The organism is Actinosynnema sp. NPDC023587, assembly GCF_040640215.1.
Classification (GTDB): domain Bacteria; phylum Actinomycetota; class Actinomycetes; order Mycobacteriales; family Pseudonocardiaceae; genus Actinosynnema.
The window spans coordinates 178,202-197,451 of the sequence record NZ_JBFABG010000004.1 but is presented as its reverse complement, the minus strand read 5'-3'; the positions used below and the strand labels follow the sequence as shown (position 1 = coordinate 197,451).

14 protein-coding genes are annotated in these 19,250 nt (G+C 73.0%); 11 read left to right on the top strand and 3 right to left on the bottom strand.

Annotated elements, in window-relative coordinates; translation table 11 throughout:
* Positions 1-9: 9 nt before the first annotated feature.
* The 6 genes from trpC (at position 10) to AB0G01_RS13115 (ending at position 5,327) form a co-directional block, all read left to right on the top strand.
* The gene (trpC, locus tag AB0G01_RS13140) at positions 10-819 is read left to right on the top strand and encodes an indole-3-glycerol phosphate synthase TrpC (RefSeq protein WP_360943820.1); all 810 of its coding nucleotides are present in this window, start codon (positions 10-12) and stop codon (positions 817-819) included.
* Positions 820-830: 11 nt separating this feature from the next.
* A complete protein-coding gene (gene trpB / locus AB0G01_RS13135) occupies positions 831-2,054 on the top strand; it encodes a tryptophan synthase subunit beta (protein ID WP_360943817.1) in 1,224 nt (407 codons plus the stop codon).
* Positions 2,051-2,836, top strand: coding sequence for a tryptophan synthase subunit alpha (gene trpA, locus AB0G01_RS13130; RefSeq protein WP_360943814.1), 786 nt, complete (start codon positions 2,051-2,053; stop codon positions 2,834-2,836). The genes trpB and trpA overlap by 4 nt, the downstream gene beginning before the upstream one ends.
* A gap of 152 nt (positions 2,837-2,988) precedes the next feature.
* Positions 2,989-3,549: a Uma2 family endonuclease gene (locus AB0G01_RS13125; protein WP_360943811.1), complete on the top strand. Its 561-nt coding sequence runs from the start codon at positions 2,989-2,991 to the stop codon at positions 3,547-3,549.
* Positions 3,550-3,584: 35 nt separating this feature from the next.
* Positions 3,585-4,652 (top strand): prolipoprotein diacylglyceryl transferase, encoded by a 1,068-nt coding sequence (lgt, locus tag AB0G01_RS13120; protein ID WP_360945220.1) that lies wholly within the window; start codon positions 3,585-3,587, stop codon positions 4,650-4,652.
* 6 nt (positions 4,653-4,658) lie between these two features.
* Entirely contained in the window at positions 4,659-5,327 is a 669-nt protein-coding gene (locus AB0G01_RS13115; protein ID WP_360943808.1) for a response regulator transcription factor, read from the top strand.
* An 8-nt stretch (positions 5,328-5,335) separates the two neighbouring features.
* Here the strand turns inward: AB0G01_RS13115 and AB0G01_RS13110 are convergent, their stop codons facing one another.
* The gene (locus AB0G01_RS13110) at positions 5,336-5,845 is read right to left on the bottom strand and encodes a hypothetical protein (protein ID WP_360943805.1); all 510 of its coding nucleotides are present in this window, start codon (positions 5,843-5,845) and stop codon (positions 5,336-5,338) included.
* Positions 5,846-6,048: 203 nt separating this feature from the next.
* Here AB0G01_RS13110 and AB0G01_RS13105 point away from each other — a divergent pair, with 203 nt between their 5' ends.
* Positions 6,049-7,404 carry a HAMP domain-containing sensor histidine kinase gene (locus AB0G01_RS13105; RefSeq protein ID WP_360943802.1) on the top strand — a complete coding sequence of 452 codons (1,356 nt, stop codon included), beginning with the start codon at positions 6,049-6,051 and terminating at the stop codon, positions 7,402-7,404.
* Positions 7,405-7,430: 26 nt separating this feature from the next.
* Here the strand turns inward: AB0G01_RS13105 and AB0G01_RS13100 are convergent, their stop codons facing one another.
* Entirely contained in the window at positions 7,431-8,360 is a 930-nt protein-coding gene (locus AB0G01_RS13100; RefSeq protein ID WP_360943799.1) for a TAXI family TRAP transporter solute-binding subunit, read from the bottom strand.
* Between the two features lie 70 nt (positions 8,361-8,430).
* On the opposite strand from AB0G01_RS13100, the gene AB0G01_RS13095 reads away from it, so the two are divergent.
* The 4 genes from AB0G01_RS13095 to AB0G01_RS13080 all read left to right on the top strand — a co-directional run bounded on the left by AB0G01_RS13095 (position 8,431) and on the right by AB0G01_RS13080 (position 16,985).
* A complete protein-coding gene (locus tag AB0G01_RS13095) occupies positions 8,431-8,865 on the top strand; it encodes a VOC family protein (protein WP_360943796.1) in 435 nt (144 codons plus the stop codon).
* Positions 8,866-9,076: 211 nt separating this feature from the next.
* Entirely contained in the window at positions 9,077-10,444 is a 1,368-nt protein-coding gene (gene dctA / locus AB0G01_RS13090; protein ID WP_360943793.1) for a C4-dicarboxylate transporter DctA, read from the top strand.
* 504 nt (positions 10,445-10,948) lie between these two features.
* Positions 10,949-15,487 carry a glutamate synthase large subunit gene (gltB, locus tag AB0G01_RS13085; protein WP_360943790.1) on the top strand — a complete coding sequence of 1,513 codons (4,539 nt, stop codon included), beginning with the start codon at positions 10,949-10,951 and terminating at the stop codon, positions 15,485-15,487.
* Positions 15,480-16,985 (top strand): glutamate synthase subunit beta, encoded by a 1,506-nt coding sequence (locus AB0G01_RS13080; RefSeq protein WP_360943787.1) that lies wholly within the window; start codon positions 15,480-15,482, stop codon positions 16,983-16,985. Before gltB ends, AB0G01_RS13080 begins: the two co-directional genes overlap by 8 nt.
* Before the next feature lie 278 nt (positions 16,986-17,263).
* Here AB0G01_RS13080 and AB0G01_RS13075 read toward each other — a convergent pair whose 3' ends face one another.
* A complete protein-coding gene (locus tag AB0G01_RS13075; RefSeq protein WP_360943784.1) occupies positions 17,264-19,249 on the bottom strand; it encodes a helicase-associated domain-containing protein in 1,986 nt (661 codons plus the stop codon).
* Between the last annotated feature and the right edge of the window lies 1 nt (position 19,250).

The following is a 19,250-nucleotide window of genomic DNA, read 5'->3' as shown; positions in this document are numbered from 1 at the left end:
GGTGCGCGGATGACCGTCCTGGAGTCGATCATCGAAGGCGTCCGCGAGGACTTGGCCGCGCGCGAGGCGGAACTGCCCTTCGACGCGCTCAGGGCGAAGGCCGCCAAGGTGGCACCTCCGCTGGACGTGATGGCGATCCTGCGGTCGCCGGGCGTGGGCGTGATCGCGGAGGTCAAGCGGCGCAGCCCGTCCAAGGGCGCGCTGGCGGAGATCCCGGAGCCCGCGGAACTGGCCGCGCAGTACGAGTTGGGCGGCGCGCGGGCGATCAGCGTGCTGACCGAGCAGCGGCGGTTCGGCGGGTCGCTGGCGGACTTCGACGCGGTGCGGGCCGCGGTCGACGTCCCGTTGCTGCGCAAGGACTTCATCGTGAGCCCGTACCAGGTGCACGAAGCGCGCCTGCACGGCGCGGACCTGGTGCTGCTGATCGTGGCGGCGCTGGAGCAGAACGCCCTGGTGTCGCTGTTGGACCGGGTCGAGTCGCTGGGGATGACGGCGCTGGTCGAGGTGCACACCGCCGAGGAGGCCGACCGCGCCCTGGAAGCCGGTTCGAGCGTGATCGGGGTGAACGCGCGCAACCTGCACACGTTGGAAGTGGACAAGGACGTGTTCGGGCGGATCGCGCCCGGCCTGCCCTTCGAGACGATCAAGATCGCCGAGTCCGGCGTGACCGGACCGGGTGACCTGATGTCGTACGCGGGGGCGGGTGCCGACGCGGTGCTGGTCGGCGAGTCCCTCGTGACGAGCGGCGACCCCAAGGTCGCGGTCAACAAGCTGGTGACGGCGGGGTCGCACCCCGCGTGTCCCCGGCCGAGCCGGTAAAGGAGCAGCGCATGGCGCGCGGTCAGTTGGCACCGACACCCCACGACCCCGACGAGCGCGGCCACTTCGGGCGGTGGGGTGGTCGGTACATGCCGGAAGCGCTCATCGCGGCGGTGGACGAGCTGGCGGCCTTCTACGAGAAGGCCCGCATCGACCCGGAGTTCCTCGACGAGTTCTTCCGGCTGCTGCGCGACTACGCCGGGCGGCCGTCGCTGCTCACCGAGGCGTCGAAGTTCGCCGTGCACGCCGGTGGGGCGCGGATCTTCCTCAAGCGCGAGGACCTGAACCACACCGGCTCGCACAAGATCAACAACGTGCTGGGCCAGGCGCTGCTCACCAAGCGGATGGGCAAGCAGCGGGTCATCGCGGAGACCGGGGCGGGCCAGCACGGCGTCGCCACGGCCACCGCGTGCGCGCTGATGGGCCTGGACTGCGTCATCTACATGGGCGAGGTCGACACCGAGCGGCAGGCGCTCAACGTGGCCCGGATGCGGCTGCTCGGTGCCGAGGTCATCCCGGTCAAGACCGGCTCGCGGACGCTGAAGGACGCGATCAACGAGGCCCTCCGCGACTGGGTGGCCAACGTGGACGACACCCACTACCTGCTCGGCACGGCGGCGGGACCGCACCCGTTCCCCGTGCTGGTGCGCGACTTCCACCGGGTGATCGGCATCGAGGCCCGCGCGCAGGTCCTGGAGCAGGCGGGCCGGCTGCCCGACGCGGTCGCGGCGTGCGTGGGCGGCGGGTCCAACGCGATCGGCATCTTCCACGGCTTCATCGACGACCCGTCGGTCCGGCTGGTGGGCCTGGAGCCCGGCGGCGACGGCATCGACACCGACCGGCACGGCGCGACGCTGACCGTGGGCACGCCCGGGTCGCTGCACGGCGCGATGTCGTACGTGATGCAGGACGAGGACGGCCAGATCACCGAGGCGCACTCCATCTCGGCCGGGCTGGACTACCCCGGCGTCGGCCCGGAGCACGCGCACCTCAAGGACACCGGCCGCGCCGAGTACCGCCCGGTGACCGACGCGCAGGCCATGGAGGCGTTCGCGCTGCTGTCCCGGACCGAGGGCATCATCCCGGCCATCGAGTCGGCGCACGCGCTGTACGGCGCGCTGCTCCTGGGCCGCGAGCTGGGCCCGGACGGGTTGATCGTGGTGAACCTCTCCGGTCGGGGCGACAAGGACATGGACACCGCGATCAAGTGGTTCGGGCTGGGAGTGGAGTCATGAGCGGGCTGGCCGGGATGTTCGAGTCGTGCCGGGCGGAGTCGCGCGCGGCGCTGATCGGCTACCTGCCCGCCGGGTTCCCCACGGTGCAGGGGTCCCGGGACGTCCTGCGGACCATGGTCGAGTCCGGGTGCGACCTGGTCGAAGTCGGCCTGCCGTACTCCGACCCGGTGATGGACGGGACGACCATCCAGCGCGCCTCGGAGGAGGCGTTGCGCGGCGGGTTCCGGGTGCGCGACCTGTTCGGCGTGGTCGAGTCGGTGGCGGCGACCGGCGGCCGGGCCGTGGTGATGACCTACTGGAACCCGGTGCTCAAGTACGGGGTGGACGCGTTCGCGCGCGACCTCGCGGCGGCCGGCGGGCTCGGCCTGATCACCCCCGACCTGGTGCCGGACGAGGCCGAGGAGTGGCTGGCGGCGGCCGAGGCGCACGACCTGGACCGGATCTTCCTGGTCGCGCCGTCCTCCACGGAGGAGCGGATCGACCTGACCGCGCGGTCGTCGCGGGGGTTCCTGTACGCGACGTCGGTGATGGGGGTGACCGGGGCCCGCGACGTCGTGTCGACGGCCGCCCCGGCGCTGGTGGCACGGGTGCGGGAGCACACCTCGATGCCGGTCGCGGTGGGCCTGGGCGTGCGGTCCGGGCCGCAGGCGGCCGAGCTGGCGGCGTTCGCGGACGGGGTCATCGTCGGGTCGGCGTTCGTGTCCGCCGTGCGGGACGACGCGGTGGCGGAACTGACGCGGGAGCTCGCCGAAGGCGTCCGGGCGGTCCCCACTCCGGCCTGAAGTGCACACCATCGTGTGAACCGGGTTCCGGGGCCCTGATCAGGCCCCGGAATTGTCGGTGGGCGTCGGGATGCTGGTCCCATGAACGAGCCGACTCCCGATCCGGCGTGCGACACTGGCGTGCGTCGGGCTGTAACCGGAGGTGATGCACCGTGGCGGCACCGGCCGACTTCGAGCACCGGGATCCCGTCCTCGGCCACGACGGCCCCTGGACGGTGGACGACGTGCTCAGGCTGCCGGACATGTCGCAACGGGTCGAAGTCGTCGACGGGTCGCTGCTGGTGAGCCCCCTCGGCGTGTACCGGCACCAGCGGTTGCTGTTCCGGATCGCGATGGCCCTGGAGTCCGCGTGCCCGTCCGGTCTGGAGGCGACCACCGGGATCAACACCCACCTGGCTGATGACTGCATGTTCATCCCGGACTTCACGGTGAACGCACCGGGCCCGTACGGGCTCACGGTGCCGGCCGGGCAACTGGTGCTGGTCGGTGAAGTGGTGTCGCCGAGCACGCGGTTCAAGGACCTCGAGATCAAGCGGCAGCGGTACGCCGAGGCCGGGGTGCCGTTCTACCTGGTCGTGGATCCCAAGGACGACGTGGCGGTCGCTACGTTGTTCGAGCTCGCGGCGGGGGAGTACGTCGAGGTCGCGCGGAGCGAGGCGGGCGTGCTCAAGCTCGACCGGCCCTTCCCGGTAACAATCGAGCTGTCCGCGTAGGCGGGTTTCGGCCACCGGCTACGGTGGGGAACGTGGTGACGACTTTCCTCGCGACGATCCCCAGCCCGGACCGGGGTGTGTGGCAGCTCGGGCCGATCCCGCTCCGCGCCTACGCCCTGTGCATCATCGCCGGCATCATCGTGGCCATCTACTGGGGCGAGCGGCGGTGGGTGGCGCGCGGCGGGGTGAAGGGCGAGGTCACCGACATCGCGGTGTTCGCGGTGCCGTTCGGCCTGGTCGGCGGGCGGATCTACCACGTCGCGACGGACTGGCCCAAGTACTTCGGCGAGGGCAAGAACCCGTGGGAGGCCTTCGCCATCTGGAACGGCGGCCTCGGCATCTGGGGTGCCATCGCGCTGGGTGGCGTCGGGGCCTGGATCGCGTGCCGGCGGCGGGGCATCCCGCTGCCCGCCATGGCCGACGCGCTCGCGCCCGGCATCGTGGTCGCGCAGGCCATCGGCCGACTGGGCAACTACTTCAACCAGGAGCTCTACGGCGGTCCCACCACGCTGCCGTGGGGGCTGGAGATCTACCAGCGGATCGACCCGGCGACCGGCTTCAAGGACGAGCTGGCCGGCATCGCGGTCGACCACACGCCGACCATGGTCGTGCACCCGACGTTCCTCTACGAACTGCTGTGGAACCTGGGCGTGGCCCTGCTGATCGTATGGGCCGACCGGAAGTTCCGGCTGGGCCACGGCCGGGTCTTCGCGCTGTACGTCGCCGGCTACACGGCGGGCCGGTTCTGGATCGAGATCATGCGGACCGACCTGGCGACCGAGGTGTACGGGCTGCGGATCAACGTCGTCACGTCGGTGGTCGTGTTCCTCGGTGCGGTCGTCTACCTCGTGCTGACCGCGAAGAAGGGCGGTCGCGAGGTCATCGTGCGCGGTGACGCGGCCGAGGCAGACGGGGACGCGGTGGCGGGCACCGACCCGGACGACGGGAACGCGTCCGAGGCCGAGGTCGAGTCCAACGCCGACACCAAGGTCGAGGCCCGCACCAAGACCGAGGCCCACGCCGGAACCGAGTCCAAGACCGACGTCAAGACCGAGGCGACCAAGGTCCCGGGCATCGAGCCGGCGGCCAAGTCGGATGAGTAGCACGTCGTGCGCATCCTCGTCGTGGAGGACGACGACCGGGTCGCCCGAGGTCTGCTGACCGCTCTCCGGCACGCCGGCTACGAGGTGCACCGCGCGGCCACGGCCGCCGCCGCGCTGACCGCGCCGCCCGCCGACGTGGTGCTGCTCGACCTGGGCCTGCCCGACCGGGACGGCCTGGACGTGCTGCGCGAGCTGCGCCACCGGCCCGGCACGGCCGTGATCACGGTGACCGCGCGCGGCGAGGAGCACGACCGCGTGCTGGGGTTGCGCGCGGGCGCGGACGACTACGTGGTCAAGCCGTTCGGCACGGCGGAACTGCTGGCGCGGATCGAGGCGGTGCTCCGCCGCACCCGGTCCGCCCGCGCGGCCGAGGACCACGGCGACCGGCTCACCCTCGGTGCGCTCACCCTGGACCCGGCGACCCGGGAGGCGGTGGTCGGCGGTGCGCCGGTGTCGTTGACCCGCAAGGAATTCGACCTGCTCGCCCTGCTGGTCGGCCGGGCGGGCACGGTGGTCAGCCGCGACCTGATCGTCGACCAGGTGTGGCAGGCGCACTGGGAAGCCCCGTCGCGCACCCTGGACACGCACATCGCCGCGCTGCGCGGCAAGGTCGGCCACGCGGTCCGCATCGAGACCGTCCGGGGGGTGGGCTACCGGGCGGCGGCCCACCCCTGACGGTCACGTCACCACTGGTGGGCGACGTCCAGGACGAGCCGACCCGGCAGCGTGAACACCCGGAACGGCAGTCGCGCCCGCACGCCGAGGCCGACCGTGGACATCCCCTCGAACGAGTTCGCCCACGCCACCTGCCGGAATGTCGCGTACCCGGACACGTTCACCAGCTCGGTCCGGTCGGCGAAGGTGTAGGTGGCGTCGCCGTTCGAGTCGTAGGCGGGCGAGTACACGACCACCTGCAACTTGCCCGCGCCGCGCAGGGGCACGGGCTTGCCGGACCCGTCTTCGTGCACCTCGTCCACGTACTGCACGCCGTACCCGTCGTTGTCGCCCCTGAAGTCGAGCACCAACCGGTCGTAGCACTCGTGCTGACCGCCTCTGATGTCGGTCAGGTACCCCCCGGTGGTGGGCCACGCCTGCTTGGGCTGCGAACCCCAGTCGACGCCGCACGCGCCCGGCGCGGCCGATGCCGCCGGCACCGCCACCACGGCCAGCGCCGAGACCACTGCGGCGACCATCAACGCCATTCGACGAAACACTGTCACCATCCCCCTCTTGCTCCACTGTCGGTTGTTCCGACCCTTAAGGATGACGTGGGTCACACCGGGTGGTTGCGTTGGTTGAACCGAACTTCACCCGAACGAGTCGCAGTCACCTGGACGGTCCTGTTTCGGCGACTGGTCGCGGCAGGATGGCGGGGCCGAATCCCGGACGAGGTGTGATGCTCCGCCGACTGCTCGTGCTCATCGTGCCGCTGCTGGTGGCCCTGGTCGCCGCGCTCGGCGTGCCGCTCGCGTTCGCGGTCGTGCAGCGGGAGAGCCGGGAGACCTACCTGGACCGGCTGGGCGACGCGGGCCGGTTCGCCTCGCTGGCCGAGAACGCGCTGTCGTCCGGGCGGCGCACCGCCCTGCGCGAGGAGCTCGACCGCTACGACCGCCTCTACGGCATCGCCGCCGCCCTGGTCGGCACCGACCGCTCGGTCGTGGAGAGCTCCCGGCTGCCGTTCCCGCTGACCGACCCGCACGTCGAGGCGGGCCTCGACGCGGCGTTCAGCGGCTACCGGGGGGATGCGGACCAGTCGGTCTGGCCGTGGGAGGACGTCGACCTGGTCGTGGTGGAACCGGTGGGCCGGGACAGCGGGGTGGTCGCCGCCGTGGTCGTGGTCTCGCCCACGACCGGCCTGCGGCACGCGGTCCTGCGCCAGTGGGGCCTGCTCGCGCTGGTCGGCCTGGTGCCGGTGCTGGGCGTGGTCGCGGTGGCGTGGCCGATGTCGCGGTGGGTGCTGCGGCCGGTGCGCAGGCTGGACGAGGCGACGGCGGCGGTGGCGGGCGGGCGGTGGGACGCGCGGGCCGACGAGGTCGGCGGTCCGCCCGAGCTGCGCAGACTGGCCGCGTCGTTCAACGTGATGGTCGACGTCGTGGGGCGTGCGCTGCGCCGTCAGCGGGCGTTCGTGTCCGACGCCTCCCACCAACTGCGCAACCCGTTGGCGAGCCTGCGGCTGGCGGTGGACAACCTCGCTCCGCACGTGTCGGACGAGGCCGGGCGCGAGGCGCGGCGGATCGCCGTCGACGAGGCCGAGGAGATGGGCCGCGTGCTGGACGCGCTGCTCGCGGCCACCCGCCTGGACAGCGCGTCCGCCGCCGAGCCCGTGGAGGTGGACGCGCTGCTGAGCACCCGCGTGCCCGGCTGGCGGGCGTTGGCGGGGGACGTCGCGCTGCACGTGGACGTCCCGCCGGGCCTGCGGGTGCTGGAGCCGCCCGGTGGGCTGGGCGGCGTGCTGGACGAACTGGTCGGCAACGCGATCCGGCTGTCCGGCGCGACCGCGATCCGGGTGTGGGGCGTCCCGGTCGGCGACTGGGTGGAGCTGCACGTGACCGACGACGGCGCGGGCCTGTCGGCGGAGGAGCGGGCGCTGGCGGTGCGACGGTTCTGGCGCGCGCCGAAGCACCAGAACACCGCCGGCACCGGGCTCGGCCTGGCGATCTGCGCGGAACTCGTCGCGGGCGCGGGCGGTGAACTGCACCTGCGGCCCGTCGAACCGCACGGCCTGGACGCCGTGGTCACGCTCAGCGCGTGACGGGGGGCGCGTCCGCCGGTGGCCGCCTAGCGCTTCACCGAGCGGAACCACCGCGCCGCGCCGGGGTGCAGCGGGACCAGGCCGGTGGCGATGCCGGTGCGGACGTTGATCCGGCCGGCCTCGGGGTGGCCGGCGGCGATGCGGGCGGACTCGGTGAACACGGTGCGGGTCACGACCTCGACCACGGAGGCGTCGAGCGCCGTGCGGGCGAGCAGCAGGTTGGGCACCGCGAACGTCCGGCACGGCCCGAGCCCGCGGTAGGTGGTGGCGGGGATCGTGACGGGGACGTACGGACCGGGGTGGGTCTCGGCGAGCCGCACCGCCTCGTCGGGCAGGTCCAGCAGGCGGATCGGGAAGGTCGCGGGCAGGCCGCCGATCGCCGGGGTGGGGATGCCGGTCAGCGCGAGCAGCGCCTCGATCGACCCGTCGACGAGCTGCCGGGCGGCTTCGGCGTGGGCCATGCGCCGGGCGTCGACGCGGAGGCCGAGCAGGTCCAGCAGGCGGGTGGCGGTGAACTCGGTGCCGGATTCGCGCGGGCCGAAGGACACCCGCCGGCCGGCCAGGTCGACCAGCCGGGTGACGGGGGAGCCGGCGGGGACCACGACCTGGAGGAAGCTGTCGTAGAGCCGGCCGACGGCGCTGATCCCGTCCGGGTGGGCGTCGCCCAGCGGCACGTCGACGATGGGGTCTAAAGAGGACAGTCCCAGGTGGACCCGGCCTTCCCGGAGGAGCCGGACGTTCTCGACCGACGCGGCGGTGTGGCGGGCGACCACGCGGGTGTCCGGGAACCGGTCGGCCAGCGCGCGGGCGAGCGCGCCGCCGATTTCCCGGAACACCGCGCCGTCGGGGCCGGTGGCGAGGACGAGCTCGGCGGGCGTGGGCGGGTCGGCCGGCGCGCACGCGGGCACCCCCGCCGCCAGGGCGGCGAGCAGCACCGAACGCCGCGACACGCGCACGTCGAGCAGCCTAGGCCGCCGACGAGGCCGAGTGGCCGTGATTGTCGGGGGTGCGCAGTACGGTCCCGCCATGGCAGTTCGCATCGATTTGACCCTCGACTGCGCGGACGCGCGGCTCCTCGCCGAGTTCTGGAAGACGGCGCTGGGGTACGTCGACGAGCCGCCGCCGGCTCCCTTCACCACCCGCGAGGAGTGGCTCGCGCACCTGGGCGTGCCGGAGGACGACTCCGCGGACGACGGTGCGTGGCTCTGCGACCCGGACGGCGTCGGCCCCGGGCTCTCCATCCTCAAGGTCCCCGAGCCCAAGACGGCGAAGAACCGGCTGCACCTCGACATCCGGGTGTCGGGCCACGGCGGTCCCGAGGAGCGCTGGGAGCGGATCAGGGCGGAGTCCGAGCGGTTGGTGGCGGCGGGCGGGAAGGTCCTGGTGGAGGTCGACGGGCACCACGTCGTGATGGCCGACCCGGAGGGCAACGAGTTCTGCGTCGCCGCGACCTCCCCCTGAGCGCCGGCGGGCGCGGTGCCGGCCGCCGGCCGCGTGCGGTCGACCAGGTGGATCGTCGGCGCGCCCGGAGGCGGTCGCTGGGCCTGTCGGCGCAGCGGGCGGCCGGTTACGTCAGAGGGACCTGAAGTTTCCGGCGGGTGCCTTGTCGCAGGTCGGTGGTGTGCCCAGGATCACCACCGCGCCCTGCCGCACCGGCACCCCTGGAGGAGACGTGGCCACCGCGCGAACCCGTGAGCGCAAACCGGTCCACCGGCACCTGTACTTCTGGGTGCTGGTGTCGATCGTGCTCGGCGTGATCGTCGGCTACGCGTTCCCCGCCCAGGCCGCCGGCCTGAAGTGGCTCGCGGACCTCTTCGTGGCGCTGGTGAAGGTCGTCATCGCGCCGACGATCTTCTGCACCGTCGTGGTCGGCATCGCGGGCCTGGGCAACCTCGCCAAGGCGGGCGGGCTGGCGCTGCGGACGATCCTCTACTTCACCGCGATGACCACGGTCGCGCTGGTGATCGGCCTGCTGGTGGTCAACGTCGTGCAGCCCGGCCACCACGGCCCGGCCATCCCGATCAACGACGAGGCCGCGTCCACGACGCTGGCCGAGGCGAAGACCGCCGAGACGGGCGTGACCGGGTTCGTCCTGTCCCTGGTGCCGAAGTCGTTCGTCGGCGCGTTCACCGACGGCCAGCTCATCCAGGTGCTCCTGGTCGCGATCCTCGTCGCGGTCGCGGTGGCGGGCCTGGGCAAGCGCGGTGAGAAGGTGGTAACCGCGCTGGACACCGTCGCCAAGGTGATGTTCGGCGTCATCCGGATCGTCATGTACGCCGCGCCGATCGGCGCGTTCGGCGGGATCGCCTACACCATCGGCAAGTTCGGCGGCTCGATCCTGGGCAAGCTCGCCTGGCTGATGGGCTCGTTCTACGCGACGTGCCTGCTGTTCGTGGTCGTGGTGCTCGGCGGGGTCGCGTGGTGCGCCGGCTTCTCGATCGTGAAGTTCCTGCGCTACCTCAAGGACGAACTGCTGATCGTGCTGGGCACCAGCTCGTCGGAATCGGTGCTGCCCCGGATGCTGGTCAAGCTGGAGGCAGCCGGCGCGGACAAGTCGGTGGTGGGGTTGACGATCCCGACCGGCTACTCGTTCAACCTCGACGGCACCTGCATCTACCTCACCACTGGCGCGATCTTCATCGCCCAGGCGACCGGCCACGACGTGGGTCTGGGCACCCAGGTCGGTCTGCTGCTGTTCATGCTGCTGGCGTCCAAGGGCGCGGCGGGCGTGTCGGGCGCGGGCCTGGTCACGCTGGCGGCCTCGCTGAGCGCGTTCGAGGCCGACAGCGCCATCCCGGCCGTGGGCATCGCGCTGATCGTGGGCATCGACCGGTTCATGTCCGAGGCGCGGGCCATCACCAACGTCATCGGCAACGGCGTGGGCACGCTCGTGGTGGCGCGCTGGCAGGGGCAGCTCGACCGGGACCGGCTCAGGGAGGTCCTGGACAACCCGTCCGATGTGGACGTCGACGACCTGATGAACCGGCAGCACGCCGACGACGAGGAGACCCGCGAACCGGTGGGGGCGGGCTCCCGCTAGACCGCCTGGCCAGCGGGTCCCGCAGCTCCGTCACCGCGCCGGTGGAGCTGCGGGACCCGCCGCGTGCGCGCTGCTCGCCGGTGCGCGTCTCCGAAGCGTGACGCGGCGGCTACGGGCGCTGTCCACAGCCGAAGGCGGACCGTGGTGCGCGGCCGGTCCGCTCTTCGGGTCAGGCTCGTCACACGACCTAGTGAACTTGCTCCGACCTGGGGTGACAGGGGAGACCGGTGGTGCGTGTCGCCAAGCTCTCCCGGGCGGGCGCGTGGGTCCCCGGTCGGATATGCTCGACAGCGCGTGACAAGGTCGGCTCCACCGTCGCTACGCCCACCTTGATCGTTACGCGTCAACGTCCAGGATCACCCGATGGATGGTGTCACCTGGTTTCGCGGCTGTTAAGGTCGCGTCAACACGCGGGCCACCGTCGTCCCGTGCCCAGCAACCGGATTCCCCGGAACTGGACACGAGGACTCGTCTTCCGGCAGGACGACGAAGGAGGTCTGCGCAGTGATCTTCTCCGCCATCCCCACCGCCCGGGGTCTCTACGACCCCCGCGCGGAGCGTGACGCCTGTGGTGTGGCGATGGTCGCCGACATCAAGGGGCGGCGGTCGCACGGCATCGTGGTCGACGCGCTGACCGCGCTGGCCAACCTGGAGCACCGGGGCGCGGCCGGGGCCGAGCCGACGAGCGGCGACGGCGCGGGCATCCTCGTCCAGCTACCCGACGAGTTCCTCCGGTCCGTCGTGGACTTCGCGCTGCCCGGCCTCGGCGAGTACGCCGCCGGGATCGCGTTCCTGCCCGCCGACGAGAAGGAGCGGGCCAAGGCGCAAGCGCTTGCGGAGCGGATCGCGGAGGACGAGGGCCTGCACGTCCTCGGCTGGCGCGACGTGCCGGTCGACCCGGACGCGGCCGACGTCGGACCCACCGCCCGGTCGGTCATGCCGCACTTCGCGATGCTCTTCGTGCGCTCCGCGACCGGCGGGCGGTCGGGAGTGGACCTCGACCGGCTCACCTTCGCGCTGCGCAAGCGGGTCGAGCATGAGACAGTCGCCGCGCAGGTCGGCACGTACTTCCCGTCGCTGTCCGCGCGCACCCTGGTCTACAAGGGGATGCTGACCACCGGCCAGCTCCCGGCGTTCTTCCCGGACCTGCGCGACGAGCGGCTGGCCAGCGCGATCGCCCTGGTGCACTCGCGCTTCTCCACCAACACCTTCCCGTCGTGGCCGCTGGCCCACCCGTTCCGCTACGTCGCGCACAACGGCGAGATCAACACCGTGCGCGGCAACCGGAACCGGATGCGCGCCCGCGAGGCGCTGCTGGCCGGCGACCTGATCCCGGGCGACCTGACCCGGCTGTTCCCGATCTGCCACCCCGAGGGCTCGGACTCCGCGTCGTTCGACGAGGTGCTGGAGCTGCTGCACCTGGGCGGCCGGTCGCTGCCGCACGCGGTGCTGATGATGATCCCCGAGGCGTGGGAGAACCACGCCTCGATGGACCCGAAGCGGCGCGCCTTCTACGAGTTCCACGCGTCCCTGATGGAGCCGTGGGACGGCCCGGCCTGCGTCACGTTCACCGACGGCACGCTGGTCGGCGCGGTGCTCGACCGCAACGGCCTGCGCCCGGCCCGCTGGTGGCAGACCGCCGACGGCCGCGTGGTGCTGGCCTCCGAGACCGGTGTGCTCGACGTCGCGCCGGACCGGGTGGTGGCCAAGGGCCGCCTCCAGCCCGGCCGGATGTTCCTGGTGGACACCGCCGAGGGCCGCCTGGTGGACGACGACGAGGTCAAGTCCGGCCTGGCCGACGCCCTGCCCTACGACGAGTGGCTGCACGCGGGCCTGCTGGACCTGGCCGACCTGGCCGACCGCGAGCACGTGGTGCAGAGCCACGAGTCCGTGGTGCGCCGCCAGCTCACCTTCGGCTACACCGAGGAGGAGTTGCGCATCCTGCTCGGCCCGATGGCGGTCGGCGGAATGGAGCCGCTCGGCTCGATGGGCACCGACACCCCGGTCGCCGCGCTGTCCCAGCGCTCCCGGCTGCTCTACGACTACTTCGCGCAGACCTTCGCCCAGGTCACCAACCCGCCGCTGGACGCGATCCGGGAGGAGATCGTCACCTCGGTCTCGCGGGTGATGGGCCCGGAGCAGAACCTGCTGGAGCCCGGCCCGGTGAGCTGCCGGCACATCAAGCTGGCCTGCCCGGTGATCGACAACGACGAGCTGGCCAAGCTCATCCACATCAACGACGACGGGGACCTGCCCGGCTTCGCCTGCACCGTCCTGAGTGGACTGTACGAGGTGGGCGGTGGCGGCGCGGCGCTGCGGGAGGCGGTGGAACGGGTCCGCCGCGAGGCGTCCGAGGCGATCGCGGCCGGCGCGCGCACCCTCGTGCTGTCGGACCGCGACTCGGACCACCGGCTGGCCCCGATCCCGTCCCTGCTGCTGGTCTCCGCCGTGCACCACCACCTGGTGCGCACCAAGGAACGGCTGCGCGTCGCGCTGGTCGTGGAAACCGGCGACGCCCGCGAGGTGCACCACATCGCGGCGCTGCTGGGCTACGGCGCGGCGGCGGTCAACCCGTACCTGGCGTTCGAGACCATCGAGGACCTGATCTCGCAGGGCGCGATCACCGGCATCGAGCCCCGCAAGGCGATCCGCAACTACGTCTCGGCGCTGGTCAAGGGCACCCTGAAGATCATGTCCAAGATGGGCATCTCGACGGTCGGCGCGTACACCGCGGCCCAGGTCTTCGAAGCCGTCGGCCTGTCCCACGAGCTGCTGGACGAGTACTTCACCGGCACGGTGTCCAAGCTCGGCGGCGCGGGGCTGGACGTGCTGGCCGAGGAGGTCGCGCTCCGCCACCGCCGCGCGCACCCGGACAACCCGACCGACCGCGTGCACCGCCGGCTGGAGGTCGGCGGCGAGTACTCCTACCGCCGCGAGGGCGAGTTGCACCTGTTCTCGCCGGAAACGGTCTTCCTGTTGCAGCACGCGACGAAGACCGGCCGGCAGGACGTCTACCGCGCCTACACCGACGAGGTCGAGCGCCTGGCCCGCCAGGGCGGCACGCTGCGCGGCCTGTTCTCGTTCAAGACCGACCGCGAGCCGGTGCCGATCGACGAGGTCGAGCCGGTGAGCGCGATCGTCAAGCGGTTCAACACCGGCGCGATGTCCTACGGCTCGATCTCCGCCGAGGCGCACGAGACCCTGGCCATCGCGATGAACCGGCTCGGCGGCCGGTCCAACAGCGGCGAGGGCGGCGAGGACCCGGAGCGCCTCTACGACGCCGAGCGCCGCTCGGCGGTGAAGCAGGTGGCGTCCGGCCGGTTCGGGGTCACCAGCGAGTACCTGGTCAACGCCACCGACATCCAGATCAAGATGGCGCAGGGCGCGAAGCCCGGCGAGGGCGGCCAGCTCCCCGCCTACAAGGTGTACCCGTGGATCGCGCGGACCCGGCACTCGACGCCGGGCGTGGGCCTGATCTCCCCGCCGCCGCACCACGACATCTACTCCATCGAGGACCTGGCCCAACTGATCCACGACCTGAAGAACGCCAACGAGCGGGCCCGCGTGCACGTCAAGCTGGTCAGCGAGGTCGGCGTCGGCACGGTCGCGGCGGGCGTGGCCAAGGCGCACGCGGACGTCGTGCTGATCTCCGGCCACGACGGCGGCACCGGCGCGTCGCCGCTGAACTCGCTCAAGCACGCCGGCACGCCGTGGGAGATCGGCCTGGCCGAGACCCAGCAGACGTTGCTGCTCAACGGGTTGCGCGACCGGATCACGGTGCAGGTGGACGGCGCGATGCGCACCGGCCGCGACGTCGTGGTGGCCGCGCTGCTCGGCGCGGAGGAGTTCGGCTTCGCCACCGCGCCGCTGATCGTCGCGGGCTGCGTGATGATGCGGGTCTGCCACCTGGACACCTGCCCGGTCGGCGTGGCCACCCAGAACCCGGAGCTGCGCGCGCGGTTCACCGGGCAGGCCGACCACGTGGTGAACTTCTTCGAGTTCCTCGCCCAGGAGGTCCGGGAACACCTGGCGGCCCTGGGTTTCCGCACCATCGACGAGGCCGTCGGCCACGCCGAGCTGCTGGAGACCGACGCCGCGATCGAGCACTGGAAGGCCGGCGGCCTGGACCTGACGCCGGTGTTCGAGGTGCCCGAGACCCCGTACCGGACGGCGAAGCGCCGGGTCCGCGAGCAGGACCACGGCCTGGCGCGGGCGCTGGACCGCACGCTCATCCAGCTCTCCGAGGCGGCGCTGGAGGACGCGCACCCGGTGCGGCTGGAACTGCCGCTGCGCAACGTCAACCGCACGGTCGGCACGCTGCTCGGCGCGGAGGTGACCCGCCGGTTCGGCGGTGACGGCCTGCCCGACGACACGATCCACGTGACGTTCACCGGGTCCGCCGGCCAGTCGCTGGGCGCGTTCCTGCCGCGCGGCATCACGCTGGAGATGGTCGGCGACGCGAACGACTACGTGGGCAAGGGCCTGTCCGGCGGGCGGATCGTCGTGCGACCGCACCCGGACGCGCCCTTCGCCGCCGAGCGGCAGGTGATCGCCGGCAACGTGATCGCCTACGGCGCGACCAGCGGCGAGATCTTCTTGCGCGGACGCGTCGGGGAGCGGTTCTGCGTGCGGAACTCCGGTGCGCTCGCGGTGGCCGAGGGCGTGGGCGACCACGCGTTCGAGTACATGACCGGCGGCCGGGCCGTGGTGCTCGGGCCGACCGGGCGCAACCTGGCGGCCGGCATGTCCGGCGGCATCGCCTACGTGCTGGACCTCGACCCGGCGTCGGTCAACCAGGCGATGGTGGAGTTGCAGCGGCCGGACGGGGAGGACCTCCGCCGGCTGCGCGACGTCGTGGAGCGGCACCACCAGCTCACCGGATCGGCCGTGGCCGCGTCGCTGCTCGGCGACTGGCCCCGGCGGTCCGCGTCGTTCACCAAGGTCATGCCCGGTGACTACCAGCGCGTGCTGGAGGCGATGAGGCTCGCCCGCGCGGAAGGCAGGGACGTCGACCAGGCGATCATGGAGGCATCTCGTGGCTGACCCGTACGGTTTTCTCAAGCACACCCGCGCCGACGCCGCGAAGCGCCCGGCGGCCGAGCGGTCGGACGACTGGCACGAGGTCTACCTCGACCTCGGCGGCGAGACCCGCGACAAGCAGGTCAGGGCGCAGGCGTCGCGCTGCATGGACTGCGGCGTCCCGTTCTGCCACTCCGGTTCCGCGGGCTGCCCGCTGGGCAACCTGATCCCGGAGTGGAACGACCTGGTGCGCCGCGGCGACTGGGGGCAGGCGTCGGACCGGTTGCACGCCACCAACAACTTCCCCGAGTTCACCGGCCGGCTGTGCCCCGCGCCGTGCGAGGCGGCCTGCGTGCTGGCGATCAGCCACGACGCGGGCGGCGCGGTCGCGATCAAGCGGGTCGAGCAGGCCATCGCGGACGTGTCGTGGGACCAGGGCCTGGTCCAGCCGACCCAGGCGCAGGTCACGTCCGGCAAGCGGGTCGCCGTGGTGGGTTCCGGGCCGGCCGGGCTCGCGGCGGCGCAGCAGCTCACCCGGGCCGGCCACGAGGTGACCGTCTACGAGCGCGACGACCGCCTGGGCGGTCTGCTCCGGTACGGCATCCCCGAGTTCAAGATGGAGAAGAAGGTCCTCGACCGGCGGCTGGGGCAACTCCGCAAGGAGGGCACGAAGTTCGTCACCGGCTGCGAGGTCGGCGTGGACCTGGCGGTGGAGGAGCTGCGCGAGCGGTTCGACGCCGTGGTGCTCGCGGTGGGCGCGCTGCGCGGCCGGGACGACACCACGACGCCCGGCCGCGCGCTGGCCGGCGTCCACCTGGCGATGGACCACCTGGTGCCCGCCAACCGCGCGTGCGAGGGCGACGGCCCGCCGGTGGTCGACGCGGCGGGCAAGCACGTGGTGATCATCGGCGGCGGCGACACGGGCGCGGACTGCTACGGCACCGCGACCCGGCAGGGTGCGGCGTCGGTGCTGCAACTCGACCAGTACCCGCAGCCGCCGTCCCGGCGCGACGACGAGCGCTCGCCGTGGCCGGTGTGGCCGTGGATCCTGCGCAGCTACCCGGCGCACGAGGAGGCCGGCGAGCGGAAGTTCGCGGTGGCGGTGGAGGAGTTCGTCGGCGACGAGCACGGCCGCGTGAAGCAGATCCGGCTGCGCAAGGTGCGGGTGGAGAAGGACGCGTCCGGCCGGCGCGCGGTGGTGCCGACGTCGGAGGAGGTCGAGGTGCTGCCGGCGGACCTGGTCCTGCTGGCGATCGGCTTCGAGGGCGTCGAGCACCTGCCGCTGCTGGGCGGGCTGGGCATCGAGCTCACTTCGCGCGGCACGATCTCGTGCGGTTCGGACTGGCAGACGCAGGCCCCGGGCGTGTTCGTCTGCGGTGACGCGCACCGCGGCGCGTCGCTGGTGGTGTGGGCGATCGCGGAGGGCCGCTCGGTGGCCAACGCGGTGGACCGGTTCCTGACCGGCTCGTCGGACCTGCCGTCCCCGGTGATCCCCAACCAACTGCCGCTCGCGGTCGTCTGACACCCCGGCGGCACGGGCTTCGGTCATCGCCGGGTACGGGCGCGCAGCGCCTGTCCGGAAAACCAGGCGGAATTCCGCTACCTGGACGAGAAGTCGTCGGTCGCGGTGTTCGAACGGGTGTGGGCCAGGCTGACCGGGGTGGCGCTCGGGTTCGAGGAGAGCCGGCGGTTCCTGACCGCTGCCAAAGCAGACGCGCTCGGCCCGTCGGCGGGCTGAACGCACGCGGCCCCGCAGCCGCACGGGACAGCCGCCGCGCACGGCAGCAGCGCACGGCCGCCTCAGCCCGAGCGCAGCGGGGGCACTCCCCGCGAGGTGGCGGGGAAGCGCGGCGACCGGACCGAGCGGATGTGGCTGACCGGGAACTCGTGCACGCCCCCGGTCTGGTCCTCCGCGGTGAGGTTGCCCGCCGCGTGGTCGACCGGGGTGATCACGTGCCGGTTCGTCGCGCGCGGGCCGTACGCCACGTCGATCTCCACGCTCGTCCCGGTGACCAGCGCCTCGGCCAGCAACGTCACCTCGGCGTCGCGCAGCACCAGCGACTGGTCGCGCAGCAGGCGGACCGCGCCCGGCCGGTGCGACCGCACCAGGGGCGGCACGGACCTCGGCCGGGGGCGCTCCCGCTCGACCAGGGCCAGCGCCAACCGGGTGAGCTCCTGGTCGGTCAGCGGCGCGCGCCACGGCCGCCACGACCCGATCTTGCGGCCCGGCGGCTCGACCCGGCGGCGCGGCACCCGTTCCAGCACCGAACGGCCGTCCGGCGCGGCCGTGGTGGGCGCGTAGCCGGCGGCGCGCAGCAGCGCCAGCGTCTCGCCGGCGGGCTTCGCCGAGGCCAGCACGGTCGGGCCCAGCAGGTGCAGGTCCAGCGGGCCCAGCGACCGGTGGCGGGTGATCTCGTCGAGCAACTGCGGGTCGTCGGCGCGCACGCAGCAGGCCACCGGGGTCACCGTGAGCGGCCCGTGCCGCCGCGCCACCTCGCGGACCAGCCGCTCCAGGGTCGGCGGCACGCCGTGCTCGGCCACCCCGGCCAGCCGCGCCAGCACCTCGTCAGGGGTGTGCCCGGCGTCCAGCGCCCGCCGCACGCCGGGCCCGGTGAACCGCCAGCCGCCCTCGACCGGGTCGGCCACCAGCTCCAGCACCGCGCTCAGCTCCCGACCGGGCAGACCCGCCGCCACGGCCGTGAGATCGGGTCTCAGGTGGGCCTTGACGGCGGCGGGCGGCACGAACCCGGCCGCCACCTCCTCACCGGCCAGCACGGCCCGGCCCAGCGCGGTCAGCGCGCCCAGCGCCACCAGCCCGACCGTCTCCGCCTCGACCAGCGCCGCCTCGGTGGTCGACGGGTCGTGCGCGGCCGGCCGGGTCCACACCAGGTCCGCCACCACCTCGTGGCGGTGCTCGAACGCCTCGCCCCCGGTCAGCGCCGCGTACCGCTCCAGCACGCCCCGCCGGGTCGCGTCGCCGCACTCGGACGCCTGCCCGGCCAGCGCCGGGCGGGGTTTCCCGGGCGTCCACGCCATTCGCGGCCAGGCCGCCGCCAGGTCCGCCAGCCGGTCCGCGGGCGACCCGCCGCGCCAGCCGTCCGACCTGGTCGTCGGCAGCACCCGCCGCTCCTGGTCGGCGACGGCGAGCAACCGCGCCTCCACGGCCAGTTCCAGCCACAGCCGGGCGCGCGTCTCGTCGGTCCGCAGCGCGCCCGCGATCCGCCGCAGCTCCCGCACGCCGACCCCGCCGCGAAGGGGGACGACATCGTCGTCGCAGAGCTCGACCAGCCTGGTCACCCCGTCCACAGTGGACGTCGCGGGCACGATCGCCGCGCGGTCCGCGAACTCCGCGCGCTGCCCGGTCCGGCGCGGCGCGCGCGGTGGCGGGGTGATCCGGCGGGGCGGGTCGCCGTCGGCGGCGCGCAGTCCCGCCGCCGCGCGCAACCCGTCGTCGACGGGCCACACCAGGGCGAGCGCGCGCAGCCGCCCCAACGCCCGCTTGAGTTCCGCGCGCGACGATTTCCCGTTGCAGCGCAAGCTTTCCGCCACGGTGTCGAAGCTCGCCGCCGCGCCCGACCGGAGCACCGCGTCCAGCACGTCGCGGCAGGCGCGGTCGAGGCCGTCCACGGCGCGCTTGAGCGAGGCCGGAGCGGTCAGCTCGTCGGCCAGCCCGCGCAGCGAGTGGGGATGGGTGTCCGCCGCGTCCTTGCGCAGCGCGAGGATGTCCTTGATGTCCTGAGCGTCGAGTTCGTGCAGCCAACTGGCCAGCGCCGATTTCCTACCCACG

What these genes read in the sequence shown, in the direction of transcription:
- trpC (WP_360943820.1), top strand. Translation starts at nt 10, where the DNA reads ATGACCGTCCTGGAGTCGATCATCGAAGGCGTCCGCGAGGACTTGGCC.
- AB0G01_RS13110 (WP_360943805.1), bottom strand. Translation starts at nt 5,845, where the DNA reads ATGGTCGCCGCAGTGGTCTCGGCGCTGGCCGTGGTGGCGGTGCCGGCG.
- trpB (WP_360943817.1), top strand. Translation starts at nt 831, where the DNA reads ATGGCGCGCGGTCAGTTGGCACCGACACCCCACGACCCCGACGAGCGC.
- AB0G01_RS13095 (WP_360943796.1), top strand. Translation starts at nt 8,431, where the DNA reads ATGGCAGTTCGCATCGATTTGACCCTCGACTGCGCGGACGCGCGGCTC.
- trpA (WP_360943814.1), top strand. Translation starts at nt 2,051, where the DNA reads ATGAGCGGGCTGGCCGGGATGTTCGAGTCGTGCCGGGCGGAGTCGCGC.
- AB0G01_RS13105 (WP_360943802.1), top strand. Translation starts at nt 6,049, where the DNA reads ATGCTCCGCCGACTGCTCGTGCTCATCGTGCCGCTGCTGGTGGCCCTG.